This window comes from Aestuariibacter salexigens DSM 15300, from assembly GCF_000429145.1.
GTDB classification, from domain to species: Bacteria; Pseudomonadota; Gammaproteobacteria; order Enterobacterales; family Alteromonadaceae; genus Aestuariibacter; species Aestuariibacter salexigens.
In genome coordinates this window covers 19,265-36,010 of record NZ_AUBH01000014.1, presented here as the reverse complement: position 1 = coordinate 36,010, position 16,746 = coordinate 19,265, and the positions used below count along the sequence as shown (strand labels likewise).

14 protein-coding genes are annotated in these 16,746 nt (G+C 47.7%); 8 read left to right on the top strand and 6 right to left on the bottom strand.

Annotation, left to right across the window (positions count from 1 at the left end):
- The first annotated feature begins 180 nt into the window (after positions 1–180).
- The 7 genes from G441_RS0115065 to rfbD are packed head-to-tail and all read left to right on the top strand — an operon-like array spanning position 181 to position 6,525.
- On the top strand, positions 181–1,029 hold the full coding sequence (locus G441_RS0115065) for an HprK-related kinase A (protein WP_026377126.1): 849 nt from the start codon (positions 181–183) through the stop codon (positions 1,027–1,029).
- A 1-nt stretch (position 1,030) separates the two neighbouring features.
- Complete coding sequence (locus G441_RS18830; RefSeq protein ID WP_051275645.1) at positions 1,031–2,122, top strand: nucleotidyltransferase family protein; 1,092 nt, start codon at positions 1,031–1,033, stop codon at positions 2,120–2,122.
- Positions 2,123–2,135: 13 nt separating this feature from the next.
- On the top strand, positions 2,136–3,161 hold the full coding sequence (locus tag G441_RS0115055) for an NAD-dependent epimerase (RefSeq protein WP_026377125.1): 1,026 nt from the start codon (positions 2,136–2,138) through the stop codon (positions 3,159–3,161).
- 17 nt (positions 3,162–3,178) lie between these two features.
- Positions 3,179–4,060: a glucose-1-phosphate thymidylyltransferase RfbA gene (rfbA, locus tag G441_RS0115050; RefSeq protein WP_026377267.1), complete on the top strand. Its 882-nt coding sequence runs from the start codon at positions 3,179–3,181 to the stop codon at positions 4,058–4,060.
- 4 nt (positions 4,061–4,064) lie between these two features.
- Complete coding sequence (gene rfbC, locus G441_RS0115045) at positions 4,065–4,610, top strand: dTDP-4-dehydrorhamnose 3,5-epimerase (protein ID WP_026377123.1); 546 nt, start codon at positions 4,065–4,067, stop codon at positions 4,608–4,610.
- Positions 4,603–5,670: a dTDP-glucose 4,6-dehydratase gene (rfbB, locus tag G441_RS0115040; RefSeq protein ID WP_026377122.1), complete on the top strand. Its 1,068-nt coding sequence runs from the start codon at positions 4,603–4,605 to the stop codon at positions 5,668–5,670. Before rfbC ends, rfbB begins: the two co-directional genes overlap by 8 nt.
- The gene (gene rfbD / locus G441_RS0115035) at positions 5,671–6,525 is read left to right on the top strand and encodes a dTDP-4-dehydrorhamnose reductase (protein ID WP_026377121.1); all 855 of its coding nucleotides are present in this window, start codon (positions 5,671–5,673) and stop codon (positions 6,523–6,525) included.
- Between the two features lie 5 nt (positions 6,526–6,530).
- On the opposite strand, the gene G441_RS0115030 is transcribed toward rfbD, so the two are convergent.
- The 6 genes from G441_RS0115030 to G441_RS0115000 form a co-directional block, all read right to left on the bottom strand.
- Positions 6,531–8,165 (bottom strand): FAD-binding protein, encoded by a 1,635-nt coding sequence (locus G441_RS0115030; RefSeq protein ID WP_034475311.1) that lies wholly within the window; start codon positions 8,163–8,165, stop codon positions 6,531–6,533.
- 113 nt (positions 8,166–8,278) lie between these two features.
- Complete coding sequence (locus tag G441_RS0115025) at positions 8,279–9,220, bottom strand: hypothetical protein (protein ID WP_026377119.1); 942 nt, start codon at positions 9,218–9,220, stop codon at positions 8,279–8,281.
- A gap of 281 nt (positions 9,221–9,501) precedes the next feature.
- The gene (locus G441_RS0115020; RefSeq protein WP_034475308.1) at positions 9,502–10,452 is read right to left on the bottom strand and encodes a KpsF/GutQ family sugar-phosphate isomerase; all 951 of its coding nucleotides are present in this window, start codon (positions 10,450–10,452) and stop codon (positions 9,502–9,504) included.
- 80 nt (positions 10,453–10,532) lie between these two features.
- Positions 10,533–12,704, bottom strand: a complete 2,172-nt coding sequence (locus G441_RS0115015) for a malate synthase G (RefSeq protein ID WP_026377117.1) — start codon at positions 12,702–12,704, stop codon at positions 10,533–10,535.
- Between the two features lie 119 nt (positions 12,705–12,823).
- Positions 12,824–13,771, bottom strand: coding sequence for a LysR family transcriptional regulator (locus G441_RS0115010; protein ID WP_026377116.1), 948 nt, complete (start codon positions 13,769–13,771; stop codon positions 12,824–12,826).
- 131 nt (positions 13,772–13,902) lie between these two features.
- Positions 13,903–15,498 carry an isocitrate lyase gene (locus tag G441_RS0115000; RefSeq protein ID WP_026377115.1) on the bottom strand — a complete coding sequence of 532 codons (1,596 nt, stop codon included), beginning with the start codon at positions 15,496–15,498 and terminating at the stop codon, positions 13,903–13,905.
- Positions 15,499–15,748: 250 nt separating this feature from the next.
- On the opposite strand from G441_RS0115000, the gene G441_RS0114995 reads away from it, so the two are divergent.
- Positions 15,749–16,696, top strand: a complete 948-nt coding sequence (locus G441_RS0114995) for a chemotaxis protein CheV (RefSeq protein WP_026377114.1) — start codon at positions 15,749–15,751, stop codon at positions 16,694–16,696.
- Positions 16,697–16,746 lie beyond the last annotated feature (50 nt).

Below are 16,746 nucleotides of genomic sequence, written 5' to 3'. Positions count from 1 at the left end.
TTTGACTGCGCCTCTGGTGATACGTTATTCGTCAAGTTTGATAGCGCTGTAGCAGAAAGGTCCATATCTCAGTGTGGAAGCGAATCGAAGATTGAGAATATTTTCATTAAATTTTGTGAAAAACCGGACGCTGAAAAGGTTAACATGCTGACACGGTACGGATTGTTAAAATAAGAGCTTGTGAAGAGTATTGAAACAGGGTTGTATAAGTTCTTAGTTACAGAGCAACCATCCGCCATAAAACAAAACGTTGACCTTATGTACGGAGACGCACTGAGCGACCGTCAATGGGATTACGCAATATCCATCAAGCCTTCCTCTTACCTAAGAAAACACTTTTTTAAAAACATCTTATTTTATTCAGATCTCCACTCGCCCTTCAAACCCCTGCCGGCAAATCAGGCATACCCATTATTAGAGTGGGGTATGAATTGGGTAATCGCAGCGCACGACTACAATCACTTAATTATTCACTCTTCTGTTTTGGTTAAGGGCGATTCAGCCATACTTTTCCCTGCCAGCCCTGGCTCTGGAAAAAGTACATTAACAACCTTTCTGGGGTTATCAGGATGGCAGGTCTTTTCAGATGAGATGGCCATCATCGATTTGCAAACCCTAACTGTAAAGCCGCTTTTTCGACCTGCATGCATAAAGAATGAGTCTATTGAGTTAGTTAAAGAGTGGTTCCCAGACGCGGTGATGACGCCTGCCTGTCATGATACGACGAAGGGCACGGTGGCACATGTAAAAATCCATTCCTGGGAACAATATTGTCAGTTTAGCCCTGCTGAAATAAGAGGGGTAGTTTTCCCTGAATACAAGAGCAATGTAGAGTTGGAAATTTATACGCTTAGTCAATTACAAGTTTTTGAATCATTCACTCAGCATGCGTTTAACTATCATGTGATGGCAGAAGCTGGTTTTAATGCAGCGTCTAATATCGTCAAAAATGTTAAGGCTTTTGAATTAAAATACAATGACTTGGGATTCTTAAGTGAGTTTCTCGAAGAAGAAATACTAGCCGAATAATATGTCAGTTATCTCCAGCCACGTTTTTTTCTATCTTAAAAAACCAACTGAATGTCATGCACTCAGTCTGGAGGAGTGGGCTAAGTTAATTTTAGTGCTACGTGAAACCAAACTACTCGCAAGTTTTGGTTTTCGCGCGGAACATCAAGGCTGTTTTTCAAGTTTTCCGAAATATGCTCAAAAGCACATAAAAAGTGCCATGGTTTATGCGGATAGGCAGAAGCAGCAAATTAAGTACGAAGCAATTAAGCTAGAAGAAACATTCGGAGCACAAAGCATCCCCTTTTGTTTGATGAAAGGTGCGGCGTATGTTGTCAAGAATGAACGTTGCAGTGAAGGCAGATTGGTTTCTGATATTGATGTGCTGGTGAGAAAAGAAGATCTAATTGCGTCGGAAAGAGCGCTTAAACTTGCAATGTGGCAAACGAAAAAGCTCGATGACTACGACGAGAAATACTACCGAGAGTGGGCGCACGAATTGCCTCCGTTTTTTCATCCGCTAAGAGGCACTGTGTTGGACGTGCATCATAACCTTTTCATGGCGATTAGTGATAAAGCGCCCAATATTGACGAGTTTTTAGAACACAGTGAAAAGGTATCTGAAAACGGTTCGGTTTTTAATTCGCCTGAAATGATAATGCACAGTTGCATTCATTTGTTTGCAAATGAAGATATGTGCTCCGCTTCTAGAGACCTTTTCGACTTGTTCTTACTGACTAATGAACTAGATGAAAAACAGTGGTTGCGATTAATTGAGTTGGCAAATATAACTGGTTTTACGTTAGAGCTATATTGCTTGTTAACGTGCCTCGTTAAATATTTTGATGTTGAATTGGTCGGTGCAGCTTTTTATTTTGTAAGTGAGTGCAAACATAAAAATCGCTATCGGTTTTGGTCAGTAGTATATGCAAGAGCCGTTTTGCCCATTCATCCTTTAGTCACTAAGCCTGCAGATGATGTGGCACGATTTGTGGTTTTTTGTCGCGGGCACCTTTTAAAAATGCCATTATCACTCCTGATAAAACACTTAGCCGTAAAGTCATACGTTGGTTTGTACAAGGGCATAGCTGGCAAATTTTCTATGGATTCTTAAAAGAGCTTTAAAGATGAAGATTCTCGTCACCGGCGCTGCCGGATTTATTGGTTCGCATGTTTGCTTATCATTGCTGGAAAGAGGCGATGAAGTTATTGGTATCGATAACCTAAACGATTACTACGACGTGAACCTGAAGCTTGACCGGGTAAAACGCATAGAAAATCATGACAATGCAGTCAATTTCACTTTTACCAAGGTGGCAGTAGAAGACAGGCCCGCCATGGAAAGATTGTTCGCTGAGCAAAGGTTTGACAAAGTGGTGCACCTTGCCGCACAGGCGGGTGTGCGATATTCACTTGAAAACCCTCATGCGTATATCGATGCCAATATCGTAGGCTTTATGAATGTCCTAGAGGGGTGCCGTTGCAACGACGTTCAACACCTCGTCTATGCATCCTCTAGTTCCGTTTACGGTGCAAATGAATCTATGCCGTTTTCTGTGCATGATAATGTCGATCATCCTGTGTCTTTGTATGCGGCGAGTAAAAAAGCTAATGAGTTAATGGCCCACACATATAGCCATTTATATAACTTGCCGACGACTGGACTGCGCTTTTTTACTGTTTACGGGCCATGGGGAAGACCTGATATGTCTCCCTTCTTATTCGCTAAAGCGATATTTGAAGAGAGGCCGTTAAAAGTCTTTAACTATGGTAACCATCGTCGCGACTTTACTTATATCGATGACATTGTTGAGGGCATAGTTTGCACGCTGGACAATACGGCAACGGGCAATCCTGATTGGTCTGGTGAGAATCCTGATGCAGCCTCCAGTAAGGCGCCTTGGCGTGTATATAATATTGGCGCACAAACCCCTGTTCACTTACTCGAATACATCGAAACTATTGAACAAGCTGCAGGCAAAACGGCGCAGAAAGAGTTGCTACCTATGCAGCCTGGAGACGTACCTGATACTTACGCCGATGTTGAGGCTCTGGTGAAAGATACGGGTTATCGTCCTAAGACTGATTTGAAAACAGGTATCAAAGCATTTGTAGAATGGTATAAAGACTACTACAAAATCGAAACAAATTAAGTTGGGATGGAATTACTATGAAAAGAAAAGGGATCATTCTCGCCGGTGGTACAGGCAGTCGTTTACATCCACTGACCATGGTTGTTAGTAAACAGCTGATGCCAGTGTACGACAAGCCGATGATTTACTATCCCATCGCCACGCTCATGCAGGCGGGCATTACAGATATTCTGATTATCTCAACGCCAGAAGAGCTGCCTCGCTTTGAAGCTCTGCTGGGTGATGGTAAAGCATGGGGTGTCAACTTTTTTTACACCGAACAGCCTTCCCCTGATGGGCTGGCACAAGCCTTCTTGTTAGCCGAAGACTTCCTGAATGGCGCCCCTGCAGCGTTGGTGTTGGGTGATAATTTGTTTTACGGCCATGACCTGATGCAGTCGCTTAAGCGTGCTAATCAACAAGAGTCTGGCGCGACCGTTTTTGGTTACCACGTTTCCAATCCGACCGCCTATGGCGTGGTGGATTTTGATGAGACCGGTAAGGCCATCTCGATTGAAGAGAAGCCCAAGCAGCCTAAATCCAACTACGCGGTGCCGGGGTTGTATTTCTTTGACAGTGAGGTGGTGGAATGCGCCAAGCGAGTCAAGCCATCCCCTCGAGGCGAGCTGGAAATCACCGATGTCATTCAGCAATATCTGGACAAAGGCACCTTGCAGGTGGAGATTATGGGCCGCGGCACGGCCTGGCTGGATACCGGTACCCATGACAGTCTGCTGCAAGCTGCGCAGTTTATTGAAACACTGGAAAAACGACAGGGCCTGAAAGTGAACTGCCCGGAAGAAATCGCGTACCGTTTGAAGCTGATTTCAAAAGAGCAACTGATTGAGATAGCCAAACCGCTGGTTAAAAGCGGCTATGGCGAATACCTGATTAATCTGACGAAAACCCGAGTCTTTTAAGTTTATGCAAGTAATTGATACATCCATCGATGATATTAAAGTCATCGAGCCGAAAGTCTTTGGCGACCATCGTGGCTTTTTTATGGAAACCTTTCGTGATGACTGGTTTAGAGAGCAGGTTTCTGATGTGACCTTTGTGCAGGATAACCACAGCGCATCGAAGCAGGGCACGCTGCGTGGCCTGCATTATCAGCTTAAGCAACCACAGGGCAAACTGGTGCGTGTCGTTGCGGGCAGCGTAATTGATGTGGCGGTGGATATGCGAAAGTCCAGCCCGACTTTTGGCAAACATGTTGCTGTTGAGCTCAGTACTGAAAACAAACGCCAGATGTGGGTGCCGGGCGGATTTGCCCACGGGTTTTATGTCACCTCTGAGTACGCTGAGTTTGTGTATCGCTGTACTGACTATTACGCTCCCGGTGACGAATACTGCGTGCTGTACAGCGACCCAGAATTAGGCATCGACTGGCAACTGCTTAACGATGCGCCTCTGGTGTCAGACAAAGACAAGCAGGGCAACCTATTTAAAGACGCGACCTATTATGAGTAAAAGAATATTAGTCACCGGCGGCGCCGGGTTTATCGGCTCGGCCTTAGTACGCTACCTGATTGAAGAGACCGACAATCAGGTGCTGAACCTGGATAAACTCACCTATGCAGGAAACCTTGAATCATTAGCCTCTGTTGCCGACAGTGAGCGTTATCAATTTGTACAGGGTGATATCTGCGATGGTGAGCTGGTCAAACACCTGTTCAACGACTTCAAACCTGACTACATCATGCACCTGGCGGCAGAGTCTCATGTAGACCGCTCCATCGATGGACCCGCCGAGTTTATCCAGACCAACGTGGTCGGTACTTACACCTTACTGGATGCGGCTAAAGCCTATTGGTCAGAGTTAGATGAGGCAGGTAAAGAAGCCTTCCGCTTCCACCATATTTCCACCGATGAAGTGTATGGCGATTTAGAAGACGACGGTTTGTTTACTGAAACCACGCCGTATGCGCCGAGTTCACCTTATTCAGCGAGTAAAGCAGGCTCCGACCATCTGGTCCGTGCCTGGCATCGCACGTTCGGCTTGCCATGCGTGATTACCAATTGCTCAAATAACTATGGCCCTTATCACTTCCCGGAAAAGCTTATTCCGCTGATGATACTCAATGCCCTGGCCGGTAAACCTTTACCTGTCTATGGAGATGGAAAGCAGGTCAGAGACTGGCTGTATGTCGAAGACCACGTAAAAGCGCTGTATACCGTGGTCACGACAGGCAAGGTGGGTGAGACCTATAACATTGGCGGTTTTAATGAGAAGCAGAACATTGAAGTGGTTAACACTATCTGTCATCTGCTCAACGAAAAAGTCAGCAATAAGCCAGACGGCATTACCGACTTCACCCAGCTGATTACTTATGTCAAAGACCGCCCCGGCCATGACCTGCGCTACGCTATTGATGCAAGCAAAATCAATAAAGAGCTAGGCTGGCACCCTGAAGAGACCTTTGAAACCGGTATTGCCAAAACCGTGCAGTGGTATCTGGATAATCAGGCCTGGTGTAACAATGTACTGGATGGCTCATACCAGTTAGAACGACTCGGTGGTAAAGACTAAATGAACGTCGTTGTTATCGGTAAAAGTGGACAGCTGGCCTGGGAGCTCAATGACACCAGGCCAGACAATGTCAATCTAACCTGTCTGGGCAGAGACAATATTAACCTGTTTGATGAGCAAGCGGTCAACGAAGCGCTAAAAGCACTCACCCCCGATGTGGTGATTAACAGTGCGGCGTACACCGCCGTAGATAAAGCCGAACAGGAGCCTGATGCTGCCTACGCGCTAAACGCAGAGGCGGTCAAGCATCTTGCCAGTGCCTGCAAAGCGCTTGACTGCTATTTCATTCAGGTCTCTACCGACTTTGTGTTTGATGGTAAAGCTGATACGCCTTACACGCCTGACTCACCGGTTGCCCCTGAAGGTATCTACGCCAAGTCCAAACAAAAAGGCGAGCAGTACGTGCTTGACCTTTATCCTGAGCGAAGCGCCATTGTCAGAACATCATGGTTGTATTCAGCCCATGGCAATAACTTTGTAAAAACCATGATTAAGCTGATGAACAAGCTGGACAGCCTATCCATTGTTGCCGACCAAACCGGCAGCCCAACCTGGGCAAAAGGCCTGGCACGTTTTATTTGGAAGCTCACAGAAGAGCAATCTCACACGGGTATCTTCCACTGGTCAGATAAAGGCGCCACTACATGGTATGAGTTTGCGAAAGAAATCTATCGGCAGGGCAGGGAGAAAGGCCTTATCAACAGAGAGGTTACCATGACACCCACTACAGCAGCTGAGTACGGTGCACCGGCGCCACGGCCTGCATATAGTGTGATGGAGTGTGAGAAAAGCTATCAGGTTTTCGATGGGCAGGAGTGGCAGGTTGGTTTATCTACCATGCTCAATGCTATCTGAACCATCTAGTATCGGTTGGGTAACAATATATTATTCGGGTCAACGCTTTGTTTGATCAAGGCGTATGACTTTGCCGCTACACACTCATTTGAAAGCAACTCCTGTTGCTGTCTGGTGTTAAGTCTGTAGGGTACGAACCCCTTTTTCACGCCACTTTCTACTAACTCGTTCAAACATGCTTTCGCACGCGTTACCGCATCAGGATTTTGTAGATTAAACAGAATAGGCACGGTTGAGTCGACGCAGTCATGCCTTAAGTTAGTGAAGGTTATAAGCGGTTCGATATGATATTTAGGTGTAATATCTCTCACCATTGATACAAATTTATGCATTGATGCTGCGTGCATGGGCAGTAAGGGCGCATACCAAAGCAGACCACAGTTGTCTCTGGCTGGATTTAACTCGGATGCTTTATCCGGAGTTATCGTAGCGTTTTCCCAATATGCAATGGGTAATGCAACCCGGTTGGGTTTACCCTGCATAATCTCGATGCCCTCATCCAGCGACTTAAGCTGATGTTGGAAGGTTTTTAATGGTCCTACTGGCAGCAAAGACGTGACGAGCTTTCCAAGCTTAATAAGAAAACTGTCAGAAAATAAAAGTGAGCCTTTACCCTTTAATTTTTTCTTTATTAGAGTCTTGGCAGACTTAACGATTGCCGGCTCACCATAGATAGAACCAACCATAGTCCATTCAGGGATACGGTGTTGTTTAGCAACCGCGTCAAGTTGCTCGTCGCTCATCACTTTTTGGTTGCCAGACCCGTTCGGGTTCTCGGACACCATAGTGGCGATACGTCGCTTGTCCATTAGGTTGATAGAGCCAACAATACCTTCAAAGCTTTGCAATACATCCTTAGTGGCATCAACGAGGTCGTGGAAATTGTCTTTTCTAAAAGACTGTAAATAGAAAGATGTGAAACCTTGACGCTTCTTAGCCAGGCGAACCGTAAGTTCGCTGACAATACCAAAATTAGATTGTGTAAAGAGCCCGTCAAGGTAAGGACCTAGGCCCCATTTGAAAGACTTATCGGCAAGTTGTTTATCGGTCTTGTCGAGAACTGCAACATAGGAACAGTATTCGGTTTCACATAGGTCAGGGTGTGGAACATATCCTTTCAAGCTTGTAACAGCCGCAAAATGGTCTGTATAGGGTGTGATACCATAGCCTCTCTCGAGTGCGTTACTGACAATACTGCAATTGGGACCCGCTCCAGTAACAGGTACCATGTAATCCCAGCCGTTATCATATAAGTAGTCATATAACTCTTGCTGAGTAACCCCTGGCTCTAGGGTGATAAGACCTAAATCCTTATCTGTTGGCGTTATTGCTTTTAAAGCTGATAAATCTAAAAGGATTTGTAACCTGTCTGACAAGCTCTCACAGATAGAACCGTATCCCCAATTTCTGCCGCTGCTAACAGGATGGATATCAAATAAAAGTTCATTGGCACACTTTAATAAGACAGGGATTTGAGATTTATGGGTAATCGTAACCGCTGCATCAAGTTTAACTGGCTCTGAAAAAGTGGTATTACCGAACTTTTTAGTCGCTTCGTTGGAGTTCAGAATATCTACGTGTGCTACAGCCGACAGCTTTTCCGACAATACAGAAACAATGTCTTGAACGTTATTGTCCATAATCCGTTGTAATCATTGCAAAGTGTTCATCTCTGCAAGGTAGCATAAGTTTCTAATAAGTGTAGGAATTTCAGATCCCGTCGGCCCCGCCCAATAGCATTGCGGGAATAACCTTATTTACCTGTTATTTTCCTCGAACGTATTGCTAGCAATCCAGTGGCTAAAAGCATAAGTAATATTGGAGCTGGTTCGTTCACTGTCGAGCTATCCACCGGATCTCTTGCCCAAATAGTCAGGTGAGAGATGTCCGTTGTGCCAAATAGAGAGGCCACATCGAATGTCCCTTCAAAGTTATGAGGCACTGACAAATCAAATGCACCATTGGTTGCTGCATTGATCAGATTAAAGTCAAAGTCGTAAACCACAAACTCACCACCCGCTTTGAAACTGAATGCGAGATGGTCGAAAAAGCTATCGCCAAACACGGTTCCCGCTAGGGCATTCAATAAACCAGTTGGATCTGTGAAGGTTAAATTCCAATCGCCAGCACCACAGCCACTACCAAACGACCCATAAGAACAGGTGATACCGATGGTGAGGTATTGTGTTAAGTCAAATATGCCTAGTGTTTGTGGAAGGTTCCAGTTGCTGGTGTCCGCAAAATTACCCGCAGTCCAATCGCCAGTGCCTGCTTCATCTTTACCCAATAAAATCCAACCGGGATCGTTTACGCCATCATTACCTACCAAATCCTGTAAATCAGCGACAGTGATAAACGCACCTGGTTCAAAAGCAGTGTTAGGATCTAAGTCTGGGTCTCTATGTCCACCTGTTTGGTCTGCACCGTTTAGTAATCCGTCTCCCATACCGCCTGTATTTAGTGTAGGCAGGGGGTTGTCATTACCTACAAACAAGCCTTCACAATCGGTGGCATAAATTGAAAACCCTGGAGGGACCACCTGAAAATTGGTGTCAGTGGCTATCGCGGAATTAATCCATACCCCTGAAGGAGATGAACCACCGGGTAAATAATGTGGATCCTGGCAATTAATAGTAACAGCGAATGCAGAACCTGACAGGGCAAGCATTAGCAAAAGTAAGAGATAAGTACGCATGATTGGTTACCTTGTGCCACTTATTTATAAAAATAAATTGCATAATTTATACCAATCGTAAAAGACCTTGTTTTTCATAAGGATATAAATGTGCTTGTTTTAAGCACTGTTGAAAGTGTAAAAAAACCTGACAGTTTGGTGACCAAAAGTACAGTGGGAATGATTAGTTTCCAGCGTGCGACCCCCGCCCAAGAGCATTGCGGGGGTGACAAATTTCGCTCCCACGGGGACGACAACCCTCTCTCGTCTCCGTGGAAGGCGCGTAGCGGCTGTCCGGGGCCTTACAAATCGTAAATCTGCACCACTCCGGCTACATCTTGCGCGTTATCCGACACAAGCAGGGTATTGACCTTGTACTTCGCCATCATCTCTTCGGCGTCTACCAATGATGCCGTGCTTGGGATCGTTTTGGGGTGGGCGGACATAATGTGCTGGGCACTGAGTGTAAAGAAACGCTCTTTTTCGCTTTCCATGGCGCGACGTAAATCGCCATCGGTTATTACGCCGGCCAGCTTTTCAGATTTATCTACTACAATCGCAATGCCTAGTCTGCCGCTGGTCACTGTGCTGACTACATCAATCAATGGTGTATCGGCATTTACCAGTGGCAGTGTGTCTTTGCGCATGATGTTTTCAACGGTAGTGAGCAGTCTGCGGCCCAGTGAGCCGCCCGGATGAAATACGGCAAAGTCTTCCGGGGTGAACTGTCTGGCTTTCATCAAGGTGACGGCCAGTGCATCGCCAGTCACCAATGTGGCTGTTGTGGATGAAGTGGGTGCAAGCTGCAGAGGACAGGCTTCCTGCTCAACCGCTACATCGAAATGAAAATCCGAGTGACGCGCCAGTGTCGATTCTGGGTTTCCGGTCATGCTGACCAGATAGTTACCTTGCTGAGACAGAAAAGAAATCAGTTTCAGGATCTCTTCTGTCTCGCCGGAATTGGAGATGGCCAGCACAATATCCTGTGCGGTGATCATGCCCAGGTCGCCATGGTAGGCTTCGGCAGGATGCACAAAAAAGCTTGGCGTGCCAACGCTGGAGAGGGTCGCGGCAATTTTTCGGCCTATTAAACCGGACTTGCCCATACCGGTGACAATCAGCTTGCCCTGACAGTTAAGGATCCGTGCAATTAATGCATCCAGATTGTCAGGAACCTTATCTACCAACTGTTGAACCGCGCGAGATTCAATTTTAATCGTGTCAATAAATGCGTCTGCGATGTTGACCGTCATAACCACTCTCTTTATTCGAACGCGGCATAGTGTAAGCGTTATTCACGCAAGTGTCTTGGTCAAATAAGAAAGGCCAGCATTTAACTGGCCAGTTTCGCTTTCATTTCCAGTCGTCTTGCATGCAACACAGGCTCGGTGTAGCCGCTGGGCTGTTCTTTGCCTTTGAAGATCAAATCTTCTGCGGCCAGAAAACCGATGGCGCTGCTGGTATCAGGTGTCATGGCAATGTACTCAGGATCACCTGCGTTTTGCTCATCGACCAGTCCTGCCATGCGCTGCATAGACTCGCGCACCTGCTGTTCAGTCACAATGCCGTGTTCAAGCCAGTTTGCGATGTGCTGACTGGAGATACGCAGAGTGGCGCGGTCTTCCATCAGACCCACGTTATTGATGTCCGGTACTTTGGAGCATCCAACGCCCTGATGTACCCACCTCACTACATAGCCGAGAATGCCCTGAACGTTGTTATCCAGCTCACGCTGAATGTCTTCTTCAGACAGTGCTTTAGTGCGGTCCAGAAGCGGAACATCCAGAATATCCTGTAAGCCATCGTAAGACTGTTCAGCCAATTCCCGTTGCACTGCAAACACATCGACCTCGTGATAGTGCAAGGCGTGCAGCGTTGCCGCAGTAGGCGAGGGCACCCAGGCGGTATTAGCACCGGCTTTAGGATGACCTATTTTGGTCGCCATCATATTGTCCATCTGATCCGGAATTGGCCACATGCCTTTACCAATCTGCGCTTTGCCCGACATCCCCGTGCTTAAGCCGTTAATGACGTTAGCCTTTTCGTACGCGTGGATCCAAGGGCGCTGTTTCAGTTCTGCCTTGGGCGCAAACGGGCCAAGCAGCATAGAGGTGTGGATTTCATCGCCGGTTCTGTCCAAAAAGCCGGTATTGATGAACACCACGCGCTCTTTCGCCTCCGCAATACAGGCTTTGAGGTTGACTGTGGTGCGACGCTCTTCATCCATAATACCCATCTTGATGGTATTAGGAGCAAGCCCGAGCAGTGCTTCAGCGCGCTCAAACAAACTGCGCGTAAACGCCACTTCTTCCGGGCCGTGCATTTTCGGTTTAACGATATAAATGCTGCCGGTTTTACTGTTTATATAGCGACCGTTGCCCAGCAGATCGTGTTTACTGATGAGCGAGGTGAAGATGCCATCCATCAGTCCTTCAAACACCGGCTCATCGTTGAGTAACATCGCAGGGTTGCGCATCAGATGTCCGACATTACGTACGAACATCAGGCTGCGACCCGGGAGAACGAGTTCACTGCCATCTGGCGCTGTGTAAGTACGATCCGGATTCATCTCACGAATCAGCGTATTTCCGCCTTTATTCATCTCAACACTCAAGGTGCCGTTAATAAGACCGTACCAGTTTTCGTACACCAGGGTTTTATCTTCAGCATCTACTGCAGCGACAGAATCTTCGCAATCCATAATCGTGGTCAGAGCGGCTTCCATTAGCACGTCTTTGACGCCTGCAGTGTCGGTTTTACCAATCGGATGAGTGCGGTCTATCTGAATTTCGACATGAATACCGTTATGCTCAAGCAATAGCGCCGTCGGGCTCTCTTCAGCGCCGGTATAACCAACCAGTTGCCCAGCCGAAGCCAGCGTTACGGGGTCTCGCTCACCAAGTGTGGCTGACAGTGAACCATCCACTATTTGGTAAGACGTAACCTGCTTGTGGCTGGCACCCTGTAGCGGCGCGATTTTATCTAACCAGCTTTTCGCAAAGCCGATCACTTTGTCGCCGCGCACCGGATTGTAGCCTTTACCCATCTCAGCGCCACCGTCTTCGCCGATCACATCGGTGCCATACGCCGCATCATAGAGACTGCCCCAACGCGCATTCGCTGCGTTAAGCGCGTACCGTGCATTGTTGATAGGCACCACCAGCTGTGGCCCGGGCATAGTCGCGATTTCAGGATCTACATTGTCTGTACTAATTGTAAACGCGTCAGGCTCGGGTTGCAGGTAGCCAATATTCGTCAGAAACTGCCGGTAGTCATCGGCATCCAGCGCGTCTTTGTCTGCGCAATAGTCGTCTATCTCGCTTTGCAGGCGCTCGCGTTTGGCCAGTAACGCACTGTTAATTGGCGTCAGGTCGGTGAGAATGGATTCTACACCGTGCCAAAAGGTGTCCTGGTCGATACCCGTGCCGGGCAGGGCTTTGTCATTAATGAATCGGTCTAACTGTTCTGCGACTTGCAGGGTGCCACGTCGAATATAACCTTGCATGGGTTGCCTCATCAGGTCGGTAATGCATGAATGCACTCAGTGTAGGGAAGTGAGATATTAATGTTTAATTTATGATTGATATCCCTGCTATAAAATTCATGAATGAACTATGATGTCTTTCAGACATTTTCCGCCAGTCGCTCTGCTACCTCGCCGATCAGGCGACGCAGCCAGATATGCCCGGCATCATGCTGTAACAATGCGCTCCAGGCCATTTTTAACGCAAAAGGCGGGATATCAAACGGCGGCTCGAGGATGGTCACTGTGGGATCGTCTTTAAATATTTTTGCTGCACGACGGGGTAGGGTAGCAATCAGGTTCTGGGTTTTAGCCAGCTGCAGCGCTACGTGATAGTGGCGGGTAAACACCCTGATATCACGCTTTTTGCCGAGCTTATTCAGCTCCGAATCGACCCAACCCAGCTTTTGCACTTCATTGGGATCGATCCCCACACCGACGCCAAAGCCGGTTTTACTGACCCAGATATGGGTACTTTTCAGATAGTTATCCAGCGTAAACTGTTTGGCAATAGGGTTATCACTGCTGACTACGCAGGCGAAGGTATCATACCAGACCACTTTTTGATGAAACGACAGCGGCAGTTCGTCAAAGCGGTTGATGGCCATATCCACTTTGCCCTGTTCAACATCGTGAAAGGTCACGTCACTTGGCGTAATTAAATCTAGGGTAATATTCGGTGCGATCTGCCCCAAGGTTCTGACCAGTTCCAGCAGCAGCGTCGATTCGGCGTAGTCACTGGCCATGATGCGAAAGGTTCGGGTACTGGTCGCCGGGGTGAATTCTGTTTCTGGCTGAATAGAGGCTTCCAGCTTGCTGAGTACATCCCGTATCACCGGTTGCAGTTCCAGCGCACGCTGGGTTGGGGTCATGCCTTCGCTGGTGCGCACCAGCAGTGGGTCTTTGAATAGGTCTCGCAGGCGTTTCAAGCCGTTACTCATCGCCGGCTGGGTAATACTGAGCTGATTGGCAGCTTTGGTTACACTGCCTTCACGTAACAGCACGTCAAGGTAGACCAGCAGGTTCAAGTCGACTTTGGAGATATTCATCAGTTAAATTCGCCCGGTACATGACAGCAGCGACTGATTATATCGGTTGCGGCAATATATGCCAGCGGAGCCTGATACGAAAAAGGGCAGCCGAAGCTGCCCATTGGTGAAGGGTAACAGAGTCTGTCGACTTATACATCGAACTGATTCATGGTGTTGTCTTTACCCGAGGCTTTCAGGGCCTGCTCGCCCGAGAAGTACTCTTTGTGGGTATCGCCCAGATCGGAGCCTGCCATCGCCTGATGCTTAACGCAGGCCAGACCTTCACGAATTTCGCGACGCTGTACGCCTTTCACATAGGCCAGCATGCCGTCTTCACCAAAGTAACCTTTGGCCAGGTTGTCGGTTGACAGTGCGGCAGTGTGATACGTTGGCAATGTGATCAGGTGGTGGAAGATACCCGCCTCTCTTGCAGCATCCGCCTGGAAGCTCTTGATCTTCTGATCCGCCTCGGCAGCCAGTTCACTGCCGTCATACTCGGCAGACATCAGGCTGTCTCTGTCATAGCCAGACACATCCTTGCCGGCTTCCTGCCATGCGTCAAATACCTGCTGACGGAAGTTCAGTGTCCAGTTAAACGACGGTGAATTGTTGTATACCAGTTTGGCATTTGGCACCACTTCACGTATCGCATCTACCATGTCACCAATCTGACGCACGTGCGGTTTTTCCGTTTCAATCCACAGTAAGTCGGCACCATGCTGTAGTGAGGTAATACAATCCAGTACCACGCGGTCGAAGCCAGTGTTGGGCTTGAATTTAAACAGGCCATTTGGCAGACGAACCGGTTTGACTAACTGACCATCTTGCTTCAGTACCAGGTCACCTTCATCCAGGTCGGCGACTGAATTAACCGGCGTAGTATCTAAAAAGGCATTGTATTGCGCAGCCAGATCGCCCGGCTGTTGTGATACCGGAATTTTCTGTGTCAGACCAGCACCCAATGAATCGGTACGGGCAACAATCACGCCGTCGTCGACGCCGAGTTCAAGGAACGCATAGCGTACGGCGTTGATTTTGGCCAGGAAGTCTTCATGTGGCACCGTGACTTTACCGTCCTGGTGACCACACTGCTTGGCGTCGGATACCTGATTCTCAATCTGGATACAGCAGGCACCCGCTTCAATCATTTTCTTGGCCAGCAAGTACGTGGCTTCCTCATTACCAAACCCGGCGTCAATATCAGCAATGATTGGCACAATGTGGGTTTCGTAGTTATCGATTTTTTCCTGAATCGCCGCAACGTCGCCGCCGTTTGCTTTGGCGTTATCAAGTTGCTTAAACAAATCACCCAACTCACGGGCATCAGCTTGACGCAGGAAAGTGTACAGCTCTTCAATCAACGCGGGCACAGAGGTTTTTTCGTGCATTGACTGGTCAGGAAGCGGCCCAAACTCTGAGCGCAGTGCGGCTACCATCCAGCCTGACAGATACAGGTAACTCTTGCTGGTGGTGCCCTGATGCTTTTTCACCGACAGCATTTTCTGCTGACCGACAAAGCCATGCCAGCAGCCCAGTGATTGAGTGTACTGACTGCTGTCCTGGTCATATTCCTGCATATCTTTGCGCATGATGGCTGCGGTGTAGCGCGCAATATCCAAACCGGTTTTAAAACGGTTCTGGGCTTTCATGCGAGCCGCATATTCTGGGTTGATGCCGTTCCAGGTACCGTTCTGGGCAGCACGTAAAGTAGCGAAAGTATCGAGATCTTGTTGATACTGGGACATAGTAAAAATCCTCTTATCCGTAGCGTTCATGGCTGAAACATCAGAGCTGTTGCTCTTTCATTCATCACATTGAAACTGTTTATGGAAGCTTCAAAAGCAATAACTTCATCCTATGCCTCGACTCCTGATAAATAAAATATATAAGTGGCATTATCGTCATTCATAGTGTGAATGAATCTGGCGGGATGGACGACATTTTCCACGTCACGGTCTATCCTTAACGAAGATTTGTTCTGAGATTGAGTAAGTTATGTCAGGGATCCTTGCCTCTGTTGATCAGCGCACCAAACTGGTAGGGGAAAACCGTCTAGAACTTTTAATGTTTAGGCTCGGTACCAGACACGTGTTCGCCATCAACGTGTTTAAGGTGAAAGAAGTCATTACAGTCCCCGCATTTAATCAAATGCCGGGTTCGCACAAGAATCTGCGCGGCGTGACCAATTACCGCGGTTCATCTATTCCGATCATTGACCTGCGCCAGGCCATCAAAATGAAGCCTATGGCAGATAACGAACGGCATGATGCCAACGTCATCATTACCGAATACAACCGCACGGTGCAGGGCTTTTTAATTGGCAGTGTACTTAATATCGTCAACACATCCTGGAGCAATATTCAGCCGCCGCCAAATTCGATTGGTAAAGCGAACTATCTGACTGCTATTACGCAGATTGAGATTGACGGCAAAACCGAGCTGGTCGAGATCATTGATGTGGAAAAAGTGCTGGCGGAAATCGTCGATTACCACATCGAGATATCCGAAGACGTGCTGGATGAGACGGTTGTTGATCACCTGAAAGGCAAAAAGGTGTTGATCGTCGACGACTCTGCCACAGCCAGACAGCAGACCCGGGACACCCTGTCTCAGCTTGGCATTGAGATCATTGAAGAGCAGGATGGTTTGCGGGCGCTTAAATTATTAAGGCGCTGGTTAGATGAAGGCAAAGATGTACAAAATGACCTGCTGATGATGATCACCGATGCGGAAATGCCGGAAATGGACGGTTATATGCTCACCGCAGAGGTGCGCGCCGACCCGCGAATGAAAGACCTGTACATTACCTTGAATACGTCGTTAAGCGGCAGGTTTAATCAAGCCATGGTTGAAAAAGTGGGTTGCGATAAGTTTGTCTCTAAATTTCAGCCAGACCTGTTAGTAGAAGTGGTGCAGGAGCGCATGCGCGAACTGCTGCAATAATTAACGCTACCCTCAACAACGGACTTGTTGGTACACTTACGCGCCAAGTA